Below are 16,821 nucleotides of genomic sequence, written 5' to 3'. Positions count from 1 at the left end.
GCAAAAAAAATAGAAACTGAGATTCTGAGATTCTAAAAAAACTTAGAAACTAAGCTTCTTAGAAACCAAATAAAAAAATGGAAAGAAGAAAATTTATAAAAACAACTGCTATTGCATCGACAATACCCTTGGTGTTCAATCATATTCCTGTTATGGCTTCGTCCCAAATCGAGAGCGAAAGTTTACAATTACTGGCTAGTGCCGCTGCGGGTTGCGGAAAAATATTGGTCATAATTCAGATGAATGGTGGAAACGACGGATTAAATACCGTTTTGGCCAGAGACAAATGGGATGAATTGACCAACGCCCGCCCCAATATTTTAATGAAAGAAACCGATGTTTTGCCTTTGCATTACAATGAAACTACAGGGTTACATCCTGCTATGAAGGAAATGCAGCAATTGTACAACAACGGTAAAATGTTGATTGTTCAAGGTGTTTCCTATCCCAACCCCAGTTACAGCCACTTTAGAGCCACTGACATTTGGTTTACCGCTTCGGATAGTGACAAATCACTGCAATCGGGCTGGCTTGGGAGAGCACTAGATACGGTCTATCCTAATTTTCCAACGGGTTATCCCAATTCCAATATGCCCGATCCATTGGCCATACAAATAGGTTCGACCTTGCCTTTTTCACTGCAGGGACCAAAAATAAACATGGCTTATAGTGTGCCTAAACCCGAAGATTTATTGAATGTAATCAATGAGACTTCGGATCCTGCACCCAACTCCGATTATGGTCACGAGTTGACTTTTTTGAGACTGATGAAAGACCAAAGCAATGCTTATAGAGAGTCGATTCAAAAAGCTTATAATGTTCCTAAACCGCAATCTCCAACCTATCCCAATAAAAATGGATTGGCCGATCAACTGAGGATTGTTGCCAAACTCATCAATGGCGGTTTGCAAACACCCATTTATGTGGTAAATCATCCCAAAACGTTCGATAGCCACGAGAATCAGGTTTTAGACACGGACAGAACATTGGGTAAACAAGCCGAAAATTTAAACATACTATCGCAAGCTATTGGCGCTTTCCAAGAAGATTTGAAATTGATGGGAAAAGCAGACATTGTTACCGGAATGACTTTTAGTGAATTTGGACGCAGAATTAAAAGCAATGACAGTTCAGGTACCGATCATGGCTCTGCTGCACCCGTTCTCTTTTTTGGCGCAGCCTTAAATACAGGAAGAGGTACAGTCCAAGGAACGCCAAATCCTGTTTCGGGGATGATTGGGACTTCGCCTGATTTACCTCAAACAGCTAAGGTCAATGACCAGGTACCCCTTCAGCATGACTTCAGACAAATTTACGCAACCATTATGCAAGATTGGTTGTGTATGACCGAAGCACAGTCTGATGCTGTTTTGGGAGGCTCATTTGAAAAACTACCCATCTTCAAAACAGACAAATCAATTTATTATCCGAATGTCGATTTCATGAGGATTTTTCCAAATCCAGTAACTACTAGCCAAATAAATCTTCAGTTTTATAATTTTATAAATACTACAGTAGAAGTTACTATTTATACTTTATTAGGTTCTAAAATTTTCGGGAATGCTTATGCGGTTGATGGCGATATTCTGAGTTTTAGCACTAATCAGATGTTATCCTCTGGAACTTATATCGTTCAGGTGATTTATAATGGAACCAAGTTCAATGCTAAAATGATTGTACTGTAACCATAACTATATTTTGAAATCTGCTTTTTTAATAAAAAATTAATCTTTGAGTTTAAAATTTCGACAGTAATCCAATTGCATTTTGGAGTACTCCTAAAAACTAATGTTTAGGTATTTAACAGAAACGAATCTTGAAACACATTTGTAAAATTCACAGAAAAACTTCTATTTTTGACCAAATTTAAAGGCAAACGTATAATAAAATCTTATTTTTACGTTGTATTTAAAAATAAAACAAAACTTATGAAAAAACTTATTCTAATATTTGCATTCGGTTTAATTTCAGCTGGGGCATTTGCACAAGCTCCTCTTGAAGAAGGTGGAGTACAATTAAACGCTGGTCTTGGGCTCTCGGGTTGGGGCGTTCCTGTCTATTTTGGTCTTGATTATGGAATCGCTAAAGATTTTACCCTTGGAGGTCAACTTTCTTTTCAAACGGATGATGACCCATACCATTATAACAACACCGATTACCACTATAATTCCACTGCAATAGGAATTGGAGCCAACGGAAATTACCATTTCAATAGAATCTTGGATATGCCAAGCAAATTTGATTTCTATGCTGGTGCAAGCCTTACCTATTACATTTGGAACTATGATGATTACAACAACAATCCACATCCAGACAATACCTCTTTAGGTCTTGGACTTCAAGTCGGGGGTCGTTATTTCTTTACCGATAAATTTGGAATTAATCTGGAATTGGGAGGAAACACAGGTACTAGTGGTGCCAAATTTGGAGTTACTTTTAAAATTTAGTGTCAAAAAATACATTTCAAAAAGCCATTTGAGAAATCAGGTGGCTTTTTTGTTGCATTCAAAATAAATTTATTTAATTCTTTTGAAAATCACATTATGCGATTTATTGTCAGAACCGTCAACATAATCACCAACTAGTATATCTTTTTCAGCAAGATACTGTAATGACAAACTATAACCGGGATTATCATCTTGCCTGTATATAACAAACAGCCGCAAAACGTCCGAAGAATTAGTCCAACCCGCTTTTTCGATGTAAATAAATTTCGAATTCAAATAGTTTACTTGCAAAGAACCATTTTCCAAAAGTCTCAAAATATGCAATTCAACGGCTGTATCATCTCTTTGCCAATTCCCTTTGATTAAGTTTTTATCTTGAATATTTGAATAAGGATTCTTTTGTGGGTGTTTAAAAACAGTCGATATATAAAAAGTTTTTCCTTTTGCCTGAAGCGAAAAAGGAATTACAACAACACCTAAAAAAAGAAGTAAAAGCCCGCTAATTAAAATAGTATTTTTTTGCATAGATTCATTTTTACGTTAAACAATAAAATTTCATTTAGGGCAAAGAAAAACAACAAAAAAAGGCTTCGGTTTTCTAACCTTAAAGGTATTCATTTTTTGTTCGCATTATTTTAATTTAACACTATTACATTGATTTACAGCGAAATAAATTTTAAATTTAATGTAAATATTTAATGAAGCATTTTGGTTAAAGCTTTTCTAAAATTCAACAAATCGGAAACTATGAAAGATTAAAGCCAAATCATTAACTATATTTGATACACAAATTGAATTTTAAAATGAAAAAAAGCTACTTGATAGTATTGTTGGCGGTAATGATTTCTGGTTATGCCCAAAAAAAAGAAAGCCAAACACAAGATATTGCCATCCTCGAACAGAAGATGGCCAGTAAGAAAATGAATTTGAGAGTCAATCCCAACACTCAAAATTATGACATTACCTATCATGAACTTCGCTTTAGTGTAGATCCCGCAAATTATTACATTTCTGGGGTCGTAACGACCACTTTTACGGCATTATCGGATCTTTCAACAATTACTTTTGATTTAACCAATCAATTAACGGTAAGTTCCGTTACCAAGGACGGAGCACCTTTAACATTCGTTCAAAACGTCGATAATGAATTGGTTATCACGTTGCCAACTGTATTAAATTCAAATACTTCGGCAACCGTTGTAATCTCCTATTCTGGAGCTCCCGCCAATGGAGAACAGGCTTTTACCAAATCAATACATAATGGTTCGCCTGTTTTATATACTTTGTCCGAGCCTTATGGTGCGCGCGATTGGTGGCCCTGCAAACAAGATTTGAATGACAAAGCAGACAGTATTGATGTTTACATTACAGCTCCTTCTCAATACATAAGCGTTGCAAATGGTATAGAAACCACAACGCCAATCATTAGTGGTCCGTACAAAACTACTCATTTTCATCATGGTTACCCAATTCCGGCTTATTTGGTTGCCATTGCCGTAACCAATTATAGTGTGTACAATCAAACTGGGGGGACGATACCGAATCAATATCCGATAATCAATTATATTTATCCGGAGACTTTATCGTCTGTAAAAACGCAATTGGACCAAACCCCATTGATCCTGAATTTATACGAAAGTCTTTTTGAAATTTATCCTTTTCATAACGAAAAGTATGGTCATGCCCAATTTGGCTGGGGTGGCGGAATGGAGCACACCACGGTTTCATTCATGGTAAGTTTCGAAAGAGACCTAATTGCCCACGAAATGGCACATCAATGGTTTGGTGACAAAATTACTTGTGGCAGTTGGAAAGACATTTGGCTCAATGAAGGATTTGCTACGTATGTGGCCGCTTTGGTTATCGAAAATTTTGATGGTCAAGCATCTTTTGTAACCGAAAAAAACAAAATGATTAATAATATTACTTCCAAAACTAATGGAGCTGTATATTTGACGGATGCCGAACTGACTAATGTCAACCGAATATTCGACTCCAGATTAACGTATAATAAAGGAGCTATGGTTCTGAATATGCTACGTTTCAAGATGGGGGATGCTTTATTTTTTCAGGGAATCAAAAATTATTTAAAAGATATCAATTTAGCTTATAAATACGCCAAAACTCCCGACTTGCAATTGCATTTGGAAGCAGTTTATGGTAGCAGTTTAGCGGAATTCTTTAACGACTGGATTTACAATCAAGGCTATCCCATTTATAATATTACAGCCCAAAATTTGGGTGGCGGCCAAGCCAAATTTACTATCAATCAAACGCAATCGGATGCATCGGTTTCCTATTTTGAAATGCCGGTACCCATTCGTGTTTTTGGAACAGGAGGCCAACAATTGGATTTGGTTTTAAACAACACCATTAATGGAGAAACTTATACGGAAAACGTTCCTTTTACCATTTCAAGCATCACTTTCGACCCGAACAAAAACATAATTTCAAAAAGCAATACAGCAACATTAGGAAAAGAAAAATTTGAATTGACAGCAGCACAAATATCGCTAAATCAAGCAAACGATATGCTCACACTAAATTTATCAAACGGAATAACAATTGAAAAAACAGTCTTTTACAATGTGGCTGGCCAAAGAATAAAAACAACTCACTCGGCTACGAATTGGGATATTAGCACTTGGTCAACTGGTGTTTATTTTATGAGTGTACAAACAGATGTGGGATCGAAGAAATTAAAGTTTGTGAAGAATTAGAAAAGAACTGCTGTGAAAAGATTTACCATATAAGTCATATAAGTTTTTACAAAGGATAGTTTGAAAAATAAGTTATTAAAGTGAATATAAGTTAAAATGTCCTTTCAAGATTAAGTGACTTTTCTTAAATGAACTATTGGCTATACTCAGTTTTTATTCAGATTAAAAACTTATATGACTTATATGATGAATTAAATACTATCTACTTTATAATTAGCCCTATTCCCTTTTAATCTCATGACCCACAAATTCTTCCAAAACAGCAAACATATCGTCAACAGAAAGCACTTCGAAATCAGGGTGTGATTTCAAAAAATTGGCGTTCAAAGTAACCAGATTTTCTTCAATTTCAAAAAAAGTATCGTTGATAAGCAAATCTCTTGTGGGGTTTACGCCTTCCAATTTTCCTTTAAGAAATTTGTTAAGCTTTACACTGCTCATTAATTTTACTTTTTTGGATAGTTGTTGAAATAATTCCAAATGCTTTTCGGCACCAATCAATGCTAAACCTTCTTCAATCAATTCGTTTAATTCACTATTCCAACCAGAATGATGCACAAATTTCGCAAAGTTCCCCGCAACATATTGGGAATAATAATAATCCAGGTAGTAGCTCATCAGTGCATCTTCATGAATCAATTCATCGTTCACGCCTTCCTCACGCATTAAATTGATTACCGAAATATTGGAGTGAATCACATCTTGAAGATTTTCACTGTTCATTGCCGTTTCCGAAACTATTATTCTGCCGAATTCCATGTTTTTAATCTTTAAATATTTGGGTGCAAATTTCAGCTAAATAAAAACAGAAAAGAAATACAAATTGATTTATATGTTATCCGTTTCGCTACTGTTCTTTTTTCCATTCATTTTTGCAACTAAAGCTTTCAAACGCAATGCTTTTGCTTTTTTCTCTTCTTGAAGTTTAGTTTTCTTTCTATTTAGCAATTTGGTATGTAAAGCCTTATTTTTAGTGTTTTTTTCGGGTCCTTTTGCCATAACCTATTATCTTTAAATCAGTTTACAAATATAAAAAAAGTAATGGCTCATTGAATTATAACTTCTAATCAAGAAAAAACTAGACTTTTAAAACTTAAAAAAGCAATAAATTTAAGATTTGAATGAAAAATGTTGTGAAAAACTTAAAATTTGCATTATTATAGCTTTGATTCACTGACAAGTAGTAACTTTATTCGTTCAAAAAAAGTAAAGAGACACAAAATGGAAGAAAGAATTACATTAGAATACTACGTTTTGGATGTGTTTTCGAATAAAAGTTACAAAGGAAACCCATTGTCAGTCGTTTTTACAAGCGGTAATTTGAAATTAGAAGTATATCAGAATATTGCAAAAGAATTCGGTTATTCTGAAACTTCATTTGTTTATTATTCCTCAGCACAAAAAGCTTTGAATGTACGTTCCTTTACACCTACAGGCATTGAAATAGAGGGAGCGGGGCACAATTTGCTAGGGGCAGTTTGTGGCGCCTTACTAAAACAAATACCAATATTTCATGAACAAAATGAAACCGATCGCTTTGTGATCATGAAACATTCTCCCATCAAATTAACGGCAAGTTTTGATCCAGTTACTCAATATCCAATTGTACAAATGCATCAAAAACCCGCGGTAATTAAGCAAGAAATACCTACTTATAAAATAGCGGTCGCACTTGGTTTAAAAATCGAGGATTTAGATGTTAGTGATTTTGTTCCCACAATCGTTAAAACAGAGGTTGCCCACACCATGGTTCCAATCAAGGATAGTCAAATACTAAATAATTGTGTACCGGACAACAAACTTTTAATCGAAATTTCAAAAGAATATGGATTTGAAGGATTTTATTGTTTTACTATTTCCAAACAAGACCAAGAAAACATAGCCGAAGCCCGATTTTTCAATCCGCTAATCGGAATAAATGAAGATCCTGCGACAGGAACGGCTGCAGGACCATTAATTGGTTTTTTGACAAAAAAGAAGTTTACGCAACCCAATAAAGAATACAAAATTCTGCAGGGAGTGAAGTTAAATCAGCCTTCGCTGATTGAAGTTATGAATAGGGAAAATGATATTTTGGTTGGCGGTTCATCCATTATTACAATGCGAGGCGAACTTTATATATAAAAAAAGCTGCATTATGTAATGCAGCTTTCTGTATATGCTAACCTGTAAACAGAATTTCTTAATTCGTTTTCATTGGTGGCAAATCAAATGCTTTTGAATCGTGTTCGAAATTATTGCGGTGTCCTCCATCGCAAAAAGGCTTGTTTGCCGATAATCCGCAACGGCAAAGACCTAAAGCAGACCTTCCTTGCAGTCCGTAAACAGTTCCTTCTTGATCCATAATTTCAAAATCACCTTCTATTTTTATAGATCCGTTTTTATTAATGATTAGTTTTGTCTTACTCATAATGATTGTTTTTTTTCTGAGGGCAAAGGTTGCAAAATATATTCTGATTTCTTGCTCAAAGCCATAGTTTACATTAATTCTATTTAAACCCAAGGATATCCAGAGAAGAAATTTTTGCTTTGTATATTTTGTAAGAGAAAAATAAAGTGCAAAAATGGTATCTGATTTTGAATAAATAGCATATTGTCACTGTGACATTATTTAGTAGATTTGAGAAATCATTTCTATTCAAATTACCAAACCGACCATATGAAAAAATACTTTACACTAATAGCCCTCGTCCTTCTTTTTAGTTTGACATCTGTAACTAAAAACTCAAACTCATTCGAAGATGGCTGGGTTAATTTACTCGATAACAACCTCAGCAAATGGGATATGTATCTAAGTTACAAACATCAAAACGGATATTCCGGCAAAATTCCAACTGATCCTAACGGGAACGAAATCCAACCTATTGGTTACAATAAAAATGTAAACAATATGTTTACGGTGATTCAGGAGAACAACGAGCCTGTACTTAAAGTTGCCGGGGAATACTATGGTTGTGTTTTTACCAAAGAAAATTTCAAAAACTACCGCTTGAAGCTCAAAGTCAAGTTTGGAACCAAAAAATGGGAACCAAGAACAGATAAACTCATGGATGCAGGTGTGCTCTATCATTCGCAGGGAAAAGCGGGTGTGGATTACTGGCGCGCTTGGATGTTATCGCAGGAATTTCAAATTATGGAAGGGCATTTTGGCGATTATTGGAATATTGCCAATGCAGCTATCGACATCCGAGCCTATCTACCGGAAGGCGGAATGAATGCCGTGGCAGACGAAAGCCAAAATTTCATTCCGTTTGGGACACACACTGAAAATACTGGGTTTTGCATGCGAAAAATGAGAGCAGAAACGCCAAATAACGACTGGACAGAAATAGAGTTGGTTTGTTTTGAAGGAAAAAGTCTTCACATCATCAACGGTAAAGTGGTCATGGTTTTGCAGAACTCCCGTTATTTTGATGGTGAAAAATTTCAGCCTTTAACCGAAGGAAAAATACAATTGCAAAGTGAAGCTGGTGAAGTTTTCTACAAAGACATTAAAATAAAGCCGATAAATAAAATGCCTGCTGAGTTTGAAAAATTATTTTAAGTAACATAGTTCTTATTAATGATTTTTTGCTTTGATTATCATTCATAAAAAAACGGAAATGATTTCTTAAGTCATTTCCGTTTAATACTATATCTTAAAAGATACTTTTTCATAAAATTATTTACAAAACATCTTCAGTTTTATTATTCTATTTTATGAAGTCAACACACCTCCTTGTATACACCACCTAGATTAATCGTAATATTGTTTAAAGTCACAACTCGTTTCTTTGCTGACACCTCCAACATTAGTAATAAAAGTTCCTTTTATTATTACTCCGCCTGGCCTATAAGGAGTATTTTTGTTCCCTCCCACAAATCTAACAAAAGTACCTGTTCCTGAAATAAAAGGATATGAAAATTCGTAATCACTAAAAAATTGACTTTTCGTTTGAACGAAACCTGCTACAGAACTTGGGTCCATAATAAAAGTTGATGGGTACTCTATGGTAGAACTTACACCTGGACCAATAGGTACAAGAGCCATTGATGTTAATTGTGTTGCATATCTAAAAAATCTAACACCAAGGTCATTTGTATGAACTTCTCTTCCTGCATAATAGTAGATTTGGACACCATTATAATTAACAACTATTCCTGCAACTCCATTGTCATAACCAACAAGTTTTCCTGTAGAATTATTAGGTATATAATAGTAATTTTTATAATCCAATTTCTTACTATTAATTAACATATCGCCATTCACATTTAATACATTTGAAGTTCTTTCGTCAAAAACACTAATAACTCTGCCAATTTTAGGATCAGTCACAAGCAATTTTTCGTAAGTTTTAAATAAAGAAGTAGCCTTATCCGGATCTATTAATTTTAGCGAATTTATTTCGTCAGCAATACTTTGAATACTAGTAAAGTTTAACTGTTTTCTCAATGCATAAATATTAGAAAGTACAAGACCATGATACACTTTTAAACTACTTACAATTGCTTCATTTTGTTTTTCAATACCTACATCGTTGGTTTTACTACTTCCAACATTTAATCCTTTTAAAGTTTCAAGTTTATTAAAATTGTCTAATGCGATTTTTTGGCTTTCAGCTTTAATAGCAACAATTTCATCAATTCTTTGTTCCATTTTTTGTTCGGAAGGAAATTCTAATATTTTAATTTCTTCCTTCGCTACTGAATTTGATTCAGTAGATTGTTCATTTTGATCGCAAGAAATAAACGCCATACCCAACATCGTTAAAAAATAAATTCTTTTCATTTTTAATTATTTATTGATTTATTTTACTTTTTTTTAAAGTCGAGGTAAAATTTTCGACCTAACAACAGCTTTAAAATTACTTCTATTACTGTTTTTGCAATGAATGCTTAATTTAGTTCACACCCCTGAATCTTATTCAGTTATTAAACTTAAAGTTGAAAACCTACTGTAGTTGGTGGAAGATCACTTAATGTTTTTACACCATTAATATTGATATATTCGGACCATATTCTACTTTCTGTTATAAGAATTAATGTGTCTTTTTCGTTTTCATGATCACTCATTCAAGACGTGACAAATAATGATACTAATTCTAATATTATACTTCTAGATTTCATGCTTTATTTATTTAAAATTAATAATCACCAAATTAACTTTAGATAGCTTGAAGGCTGTTACATAATTATTGATATTATTTACAAAATTATTTTAATGAATAAGTAATTACTGATATAACATTAAACGAATACTGTACTCCATGTCTTTAGCTTTAAGAGTTATCAAAATTGCGAATCGAAACATACGAATATTCTTTAATTACTCACAAAAAGCATGATTAATTTGTAAGTTATTTTTATAATGTTGGATTGTAGCGTTTATTTTCGAAATTGATCGAGGTTATGTGATGACGAGGATCAAGGATGAAATTATGCTTCTTTCGATTAATACAAAAACCAGCAGTATGAAAACCAAAATATCCTTTTTAACCTGATCCCCTAGCCCCGATAGAAGTGAAAATCCTTTTTGTTTTTAAAGGAAAAACAAAAAGATTGCAACGGATAGCGGGAAATAGCTCCCGAATAATACAACCAAAAATTTATTTAAGCCTATTAAATCCATAAAAAAAAACGGAAATAACTTTTAAAAAAGTCATTTCCGTTTTCAAAAAACATCCCAAAATATATAGGATGTCACATCATAATAAAATATTTATCTAGTGTAAACCCAGATAGCATTACCATTCTTTAATTTCAATTCAGTAAGTGTTAGATTAACAATATCATAAGTAGTGCTTACGCCATTTACAACCAATGTTACTTTACTATCTCCTTTGGAATAAGTTCCCGACGTGGTTGTTAGTTGACATGCACTAACGGTAGAATCATAATCTCCTGAAATTAATGTATTATTAATCTTTAGATCAATATAATCATGGTTACAGCCACTTACATTTTGTGGTGGATCCATCAATGTTTCTGCTCCATTGCTAGTCGTCGTTCCAACTTTGACAATACTCCATTTACCTTCGATTGGAGCTAGTGTGTCCCCTTCATTCTCATCACTAGAATTACAAGACGTTGCAAATAATCCGATACTTAATGCTAATACAAATAATAGGTTTTTAGTTTTCATGCTTTATTTATTTAAAATTAATAATAGCAAAATTAACCTTGGAGTGCCTGAAAACTGTTATATAATTATTGATAGTATTTACATTATTACAAAGGAGTCGGAAAAATCAATGATAATGGATTTATAAAATTATTAAAAAGTTCGTTTTTCAATGAGTTGCGCTAATTCATCTCCTTTTTGTATCCCAATTAAAAATTTATTACCGCGGGATTGCAACGGATAGCGGGATTAGCTTCTAATAAAAACCATTAAACTCTCAATTCTATTCCTTATTTTTGCACTCAATAAAATTAAGTTATGAAATGAGCGTACCTAAATTGGTTGTAATCACCAATCTTAATTAGCGAATTACATATGCTACATAAAAAATCAATATCAACATATGATACAGAATCCAAAAAGATATACCATCACGGCGGCATTGCCTTATACGAACGGACCAATACATATTGGGCATTTGGCAGGGGTTTATGTGCCTTCGGACATTTATTCCCGCTATTTGCGTTTACAGGGAAGAGACGTTTTGTTTGTTTGCGGAAGCGATGAACACGGCGTTGCCATTTCGATGAAAGCCAAAAAAGAAGGCATTACTCCACAGGAAGTAATTGATAAATATGATGGAATTATTAGAAAGTCATTCTCTGATTTCGGAATTTCATTCGACAATTACTCCAGAACTTCGGCAAAAATTCATCACGATACCGCTTCGGAATTTTTTAGAACACTTTATGATAAAGGAGATTTTATTGAAGAAGTAACCGAGCAATTGTATGATGCCAAAGCAGATCAGTTTTTGGCGGATCGTTTTGTAGTGGGAACTTGCCCGAAATGTGGCAATGAAGAAGCTTATGGTGATCAATGCGAAAAATGTGGTTCTACGCTAAACGCAACCGATTTAATCAACCCAAAATCGACAATTACAGGAGAAACGCCAATTTTGAAATCGACTAAACACTGGTTTTTGCCTTTGGATCGCTATTCAGACTTTTTGAATGAATGGATTCTTGTTGGACATAAAAACGACTGGAAGCCGAATGTTTACGGTCAGGTAAAATCTTGGATTGACGGTGGACTAGAGCCTCGTGCGGTAACCCGTGACTTGGATTGGGGAATCGATGTTCCTGTCGAAGGTGCCGAAGGAAAAAAATTATACGTATGGTTTGATGCACCGATTGGTTACATTTCCTCTACCAAAGAGTGGGCTTTACGCGAAGGAAAAGAATGGGAACCATATTGGAAAGATCAAGATACGAAACTGGTTCATTTCATTGGAAAAGACAATATTGTTTTTCACTGTGTTATATTTCCAGCGATGTTAAAAGCCGAAGGAAGCTATATTTTACCAGACAATGTTCCTGCGAATGAGTTTTTGAATTTGGAAGGAAATAAATTGTCGACTTCAAAAAACTGGGCAGTTTGGTTGCACGAATACTTGGAAGAATTTCCAAACCAACAGGATGTTTTACGTTATGCATTGACATCAAACGCGCCCGAAACCAAGGATAATGATTTTACCTGGAAAGATTTTCAGGCGAGAAATAATAATGAATTGGTAGCGATTTATGGAAATTTCATTAATCGTGTGGTGGTTTTAACCAATAAATATTACAATGGAATTGTTCCTCAACCAAATGAATTATCAGAAGTTGACGAAGCTACTTTAACAGAATTGAAAGCATATCCGGCTGTGATTTCAAGTTCGCTTGAAAGATATCGATTTAGAGAAGCTTTGGGCGAAATGATGAATGTTGCCAGACTTGGAAACAAATACTTGGCAGACGAAGAGCCTTGGAAAATGGTTAAAACGGATCCAGACCGCGTTCAAACCCAAATGTATGTTGCCCTGCAAATTGCCGCTGCTTTGAGTTCGCTTTGTGAGCCTTTCCTACCATTTACAGCTACAAAATTATCCAGAATCTTGAAGATTGAATCACCTTTAAATTGGAAAACTATAACTGATAATTCTGATTTATTGCCTGCAGGTCACCAAATTGGGGAAGCTGAATTGCTTTTCTCCAAAATTGAAGACGAGGAAATCCAAAAACAAATAGACAAGTTGGAAGCGACTAAAACTGCAAATATTGCCGAGAACAAAAAAGCGGAACCACAGAAAGACTTAATCCAATTTGAGGATTTTGCCAAAATGGATATCCGTGTGGGAACAATCCTTGAAGCCGAAAAAATGCCGAAAGCCAACAAGCTATTGATTTTGAAAGTGGATACTGGAATTGATGTTCGCACAATAGTTTCAGGAATTGCCGAGAGTTTTAAACCGGAAGATATCGTTGGGAAACGCGTAACCGTTCTCGTGAACTTAGCTCCAAGAAACCTTCGAGGTGTAGAGAGTCAAGGAATGATTTTGATGACAACCAATGCCGAAGGAAAATTGGTTTTCGTTAATCCAGATGTGGATGGTGTTGGGAATGGGGAGACTATAAATTAATAACAATAACCGTGGATTCATTGATTAGTAAAAAACAATCTGCGAATCCGCGGTAAAATAAATAAAACCATGAACCTAAAAGTAATAGCCTTCGATGCGGATGATACCTTATGGGTTAACGAAACCTATTTTGATGAAACCGAGAAAAAATTCTGTGGTTTAATGGAAGATTATTTGTCGCACCAAGGAATTTCAAAGGAGCTGTTTAAAATTGAAATCGACAATCTCAAATTGTACGGTTACGGAATCAAGGGCTACATCCTTTCAATGATTGAAGCTGCAATGCGAATTTCGAACAATACCATTCCGATTGAAATTATTGAAAAAATCATTCTATACGGGAAAGAATTGCTCGAAAAGCCAATTGTGTTGCTGGATGGAGTCGAGGAAACTTTAGAGGCTTTGCATGGAAAATATAAATTGGTGGTTGCCACCAAAGGCGACTTATTGGACCAACGCCGAAAATTACACAATTCAGGTTTGGGGCATTATTTTCATCATATCGAAGTGATGTCAGACAAGCAGGAAGTGGATTATTCGGATTTGATTAAACGTCTGGAGATACAACCCGAGGAATTTTTCATGATTGGAAACTCCCTAAAATCGGATGTGTTACCTGTTTTAGCTATTGGCGGATATGCCGTCCATATTCCTTTTCACACCACTTGGGCGCACGAAAAAATCGATCATAAAGTCGAACACAAAAACTTTCAGGCCTTTGGAAAAATAACTGAGGTTTTAAAAAAACTACATTAAACAGATTCTTCTACAAAATTGAAATAATGGCAAATAGGCTATGTAGAAACTATTTGACCATTAATAAACTGTTGCCAAATAGTTTTTAGCCAAAGATAATAGCATTTAAAATAAACTCTACTTATTTGATGCATTTAAAATCTTACAATTAAACACTAAAAGAATACGTTTAAAGCTGTTTTTTACAAAACTAAAACGAATGTTTTCATAATTCACTGGTTAAAATTTCCCAACAAACTTTCCAATGTACGTTTGTCGGGAATTTAAATTATGAAATTATGAAAAAAATTATATTAACATTGGTTTTCGCTTCTGGCATGACCACATTAAGTGCTCAAACGGCAACAGAAACAAGCAAAAAAACCGACTTCAATAAATGGTCTATTGAACTAGGAGCTGGTGTTAACAAACCACAAAGACCTATGACTTCAGGCTATTCTACATCTACTCCCAGCCCACTTGTTGCTGATTTTGGTGTTCGATACATGTTTAATAACAAATTCGGTCTGAAAGCTGATTTTGGTTATAATAGTTTTAAAGAAAGAGACAATACAGCAGATTTTGACACTAAATATTACAGAGTAGCTTTGCAAGGGGTTGCTAATTTAGGGCGAATTATGAGTTTTGAAACTTGGACAAAAACTATTGGCTTATTAGGTCATGCTGGTTTTGGCGTAGCACAATTAGAAGATGAAAATTCATCGTTTAAAGACAGAACTGGTAACTTTTTAGCTGGTGTGACTGGTCAAATCAAATTATCTAATCGCTTAGCGCTAACTGGTGATTTTACTACCATTCTTACAGCTGGTCAAGACGGTACATTTGATGCGGCAAGTCAAACGGCTAACAGAGGTTTTTCAGGAATTCTTTTCAATGGTACAGTAGGTTTGACCGTGTATTTAGGTTCTAACGAAAAACATGCTGACTGGGTTGTCGACAACGAAAATGAATTTGATTTAATCAATAAACGATTAAACGATATTGATACTAAAATGCAAGATACGGATCGTGATGGAGTGGTCGATTATCTTGATGCTGAACCAAACACTATTTCGGGTGTAATGGTAGACAGCAAAGGTAGAGCGGTTGATTTGAACAATAATAATATCCCTGATGAAATAGAACGTTACTTCGAAAAAACGTATGGCAAAAAAGCAGATCAAACTGTTTTACTGAGTAATAACGAATTGATTCGTAACCTAATCAATGAAGGATATGTTACAACGTATTTTGACTTTGCAAAATCAAAACCTACAAATGTTTCTACAGAAGGAATTGACTTTATTCTAACTTATTTAAGAAACAACCCGACGGCTTCGGTTGACATTATTGGTCACGCCGATGAAATTGGAAGGTCTGATTATAACGATAAGTTATCAAACGCAAGAGCAAACAGCGTTAAAGATATTCTTGTAAAAGCTAAAATCGATTCTTCACGATTAAATATTGTTGCTGCAGGTGAAGATTCCTCTGTTGAAAAAGATTCTGATGGAGCCAGAAAACTAGTAAGAAGGGTTACTTTCAAGGTAAAATAAATAAATTGAATTAGTACTAAAAGCCCCAAAGGAAATTTCTTTTGGGGCTTTTTTTATTTTACTTAAAATGCTTTTTATTTAGTATTTTAGCTAGGTTTTTAAATTTAAACGTATTCCCTTAAAACCTTCAGACCGCTAAAGAATTGGATCACACTAAATACTAAAAAATGAAAAAACTTTTAGACCTAGACAATTGGAATCGAAAAGAGCATTTCCTTTTTTTTAAACAAATGCAAGAACCTTTTTTTGGAGTTAACGTGACTATTGATTGTACCAAAGCGTATGAAACATCAAAAGCACAGGGCATATCCTTTTTTATTTATTATTTGCACAAAACTTTGATGGCCATAAATGCTTTTGAAAATTTCAAATATCGAATTGAGAACACCCATATTTACATTCATGACCGCATAGATGGATCGGCAACCATAAGTCGAGCTGATGGTACTTTTGGATTTTCTTTAATTGAATACCATCCCGATTACGCAATTTTTGAACAAACAGCGATAACAGAAATCAATCGTATTCAAAGTACAACTGGATTATTCACCAGAGAATTTAAAGACGATAATGTCATTCACTTTTCGGCAATTCCATGGCTAAATTTTACCTCACTTTCACACGCTCGCAGCATGACTTTTCCTGATAGCTGTCCGAAAATTTCTTTTGGCAAAATGATGGTTTCTAAAAAGGGTAAAAGAAAAATGTCAATGTCAGTACATGTGCACCACGGATTGATGGATGCCATGCATGTAGGTCAAATGGTAGATTATTTTCAAGAAATAATGAATCAATAAAT

The 16,821-nt window shown here is 34.4% G+C and carries 15 protein-coding genes; 9 read left to right on the top strand and 6 right to left on the bottom strand.

What is annotated here, in order from left to right; translation table 11 throughout:
* Window positions 1–77: 77 nt before the first annotated feature.
* Window positions 78–1,685 carry a DUF1501 domain-containing protein gene (locus DOS84_RS02420; RefSeq protein ID WP_111408506.1) on the top strand — a complete coding sequence of 536 codons (1,608 nt, stop codon included), beginning with the start codon at window positions 78–80 and terminating at the stop codon, window positions 1,683–1,685.
* A gap of 243 nt (window positions 1,686–1,928) precedes the next feature.
* Window positions 1,929–2,447 (top strand): outer membrane beta-barrel protein, encoded by a 519-nt coding sequence (locus DOS84_RS02415; RefSeq protein ID WP_111408572.1) that lies wholly within the window; start codon window positions 1,929–1,931, stop codon window positions 2,445–2,447.
* A 69-nt stretch (window positions 2,448–2,516) separates the two neighbouring features.
* On the opposite strand, the gene DOS84_RS02410 is transcribed toward DOS84_RS02415, so the two are convergent.
* The gene (locus DOS84_RS02410) at window positions 2,517–2,972 is read right to left on the bottom strand and encodes a hypothetical protein (protein WP_111408505.1); all 456 of its coding nucleotides are present in this window, start codon (window positions 2,970–2,972) and stop codon (window positions 2,517–2,519) included.
* A 278-nt stretch (window positions 2,973–3,250) separates the two neighbouring features.
* Here DOS84_RS02410 and DOS84_RS02405 point away from each other — a divergent pair, with 278 nt between their 5' ends.
* Window positions 3,251–5,167, top strand: coding sequence for a M1 family metallopeptidase (locus DOS84_RS02405; RefSeq protein WP_111408504.1), 1,917 nt, complete (start codon window positions 3,251–3,253; stop codon window positions 5,165–5,167).
* A gap of 219 nt (window positions 5,168–5,386) precedes the next feature.
* On the opposite strand, the gene DOS84_RS02400 is transcribed toward DOS84_RS02405, so the two are convergent.
* Window positions 5,387–5,926 carry a DMP19 family protein gene (locus tag DOS84_RS02400; RefSeq protein ID WP_111408503.1) on the bottom strand — a complete coding sequence of 180 codons (540 nt, stop codon included), beginning with the start codon at window positions 5,924–5,926 and terminating at the stop codon, window positions 5,387–5,389.
* 69 nt (window positions 5,927–5,995) lie between these two features.
* Window positions 5,996–6,166, bottom strand: a complete 171-nt coding sequence (locus DOS84_RS19045; protein ID WP_165830383.1) for a hypothetical protein — start codon at window positions 6,164–6,166, stop codon at window positions 5,996–5,998.
* Between the two features lie 222 nt (window positions 6,167–6,388).
* On the opposite strand from DOS84_RS19045, the gene DOS84_RS02395 reads away from it, so the two are divergent.
* Complete coding sequence (locus tag DOS84_RS02395; protein ID WP_111408502.1) at window positions 6,389–7,291, top strand: PhzF family phenazine biosynthesis protein; 903 nt, start codon at window positions 6,389–6,391, stop codon at window positions 7,289–7,291.
* A gap of 58 nt (window positions 7,292–7,349) precedes the next feature.
* On the opposite strand, the gene DOS84_RS02390 is transcribed toward DOS84_RS02395, so the two are convergent.
* Complete coding sequence (locus tag DOS84_RS02390; RefSeq protein ID WP_111408501.1) at window positions 7,350–7,577, bottom strand: CDGSH iron-sulfur domain-containing protein; 228 nt, start codon at window positions 7,575–7,577, stop codon at window positions 7,350–7,352.
* Window positions 7,578–7,826: 249 nt separating this feature from the next.
* Between DOS84_RS02390 and DOS84_RS02385 the strand changes: the two genes are divergently transcribed.
* Window positions 7,827–8,711 carry a 3-keto-disaccharide hydrolase gene (locus DOS84_RS02385; RefSeq protein ID WP_111408500.1) on the top strand — a complete coding sequence of 295 codons (885 nt, stop codon included), beginning with the start codon at window positions 7,827–7,829 and terminating at the stop codon, window positions 8,709–8,711.
* 192 nt (window positions 8,712–8,903) lie between these two features.
* Here DOS84_RS02385 and DOS84_RS02380 read toward each other — a convergent pair whose 3' ends face one another.
* The gene (locus DOS84_RS02380; RefSeq protein WP_111408499.1) at window positions 8,904–9,935 is read right to left on the bottom strand and encodes a hypothetical protein; all 1,032 of its coding nucleotides are present in this window, start codon (window positions 9,933–9,935) and stop codon (window positions 8,904–8,906) included.
* A 930-nt stretch (window positions 9,936–10,865) separates the two neighbouring features.
* On the bottom strand, window positions 10,866–11,288 hold the full coding sequence (locus tag DOS84_RS02375; protein ID WP_111408498.1) for a hypothetical protein: 423 nt from the start codon (window positions 11,286–11,288) through the stop codon (window positions 10,866–10,868).
* 382 nt (window positions 11,289–11,670) lie between these two features.
* On the opposite strand from DOS84_RS02375, the gene metG reads away from it, so the two are divergent.
* The 4 genes from metG (at window position 11,671) to DOS84_RS02355 (ending at window position 16,819) form a co-directional block, all read left to right on the top strand.
* Window positions 11,671–13,731 carry a methionine--tRNA ligase gene (metG, locus tag DOS84_RS02370; RefSeq protein ID WP_111408497.1) on the top strand — a complete coding sequence of 687 codons (2,061 nt, stop codon included), beginning with the start codon at window positions 11,671–11,673 and terminating at the stop codon, window positions 13,729–13,731.
* A 69-nt stretch (window positions 13,732–13,800) separates the two neighbouring features.
* A complete protein-coding gene (locus DOS84_RS02365; RefSeq protein ID WP_111408496.1) occupies window positions 13,801–14,487 on the top strand; it encodes an HAD family hydrolase in 687 nt (228 codons plus the stop codon).
* 278 nt (window positions 14,488–14,765) lie between these two features.
* Window positions 14,766–16,022, top strand: a complete 1,257-nt coding sequence (locus DOS84_RS02360) for an OmpA family protein (RefSeq protein WP_111408495.1) — start codon at window positions 14,766–14,768, stop codon at window positions 16,020–16,022.
* A 167-nt stretch (window positions 16,023–16,189) separates the two neighbouring features.
* On the top strand, window positions 16,190–16,819 hold the full coding sequence (locus tag DOS84_RS02355; RefSeq protein ID WP_111408494.1) for a chloramphenicol acetyltransferase: 630 nt from the start codon (window positions 16,190–16,192) through the stop codon (window positions 16,817–16,819).
* Window positions 16,820–16,821: the final 2 nt, after the last annotated feature.

This window comes from Flavobacterium aquariorum (assembly GCF_003254745.1).
Lineage (GTDB): Bacteria > Bacteroidota > Bacteroidia > Flavobacteriales > Flavobacteriaceae > Flavobacterium > Flavobacterium aquariorum.
This window is presented reverse-complemented; position numbering and strand designations above follow the sequence as displayed.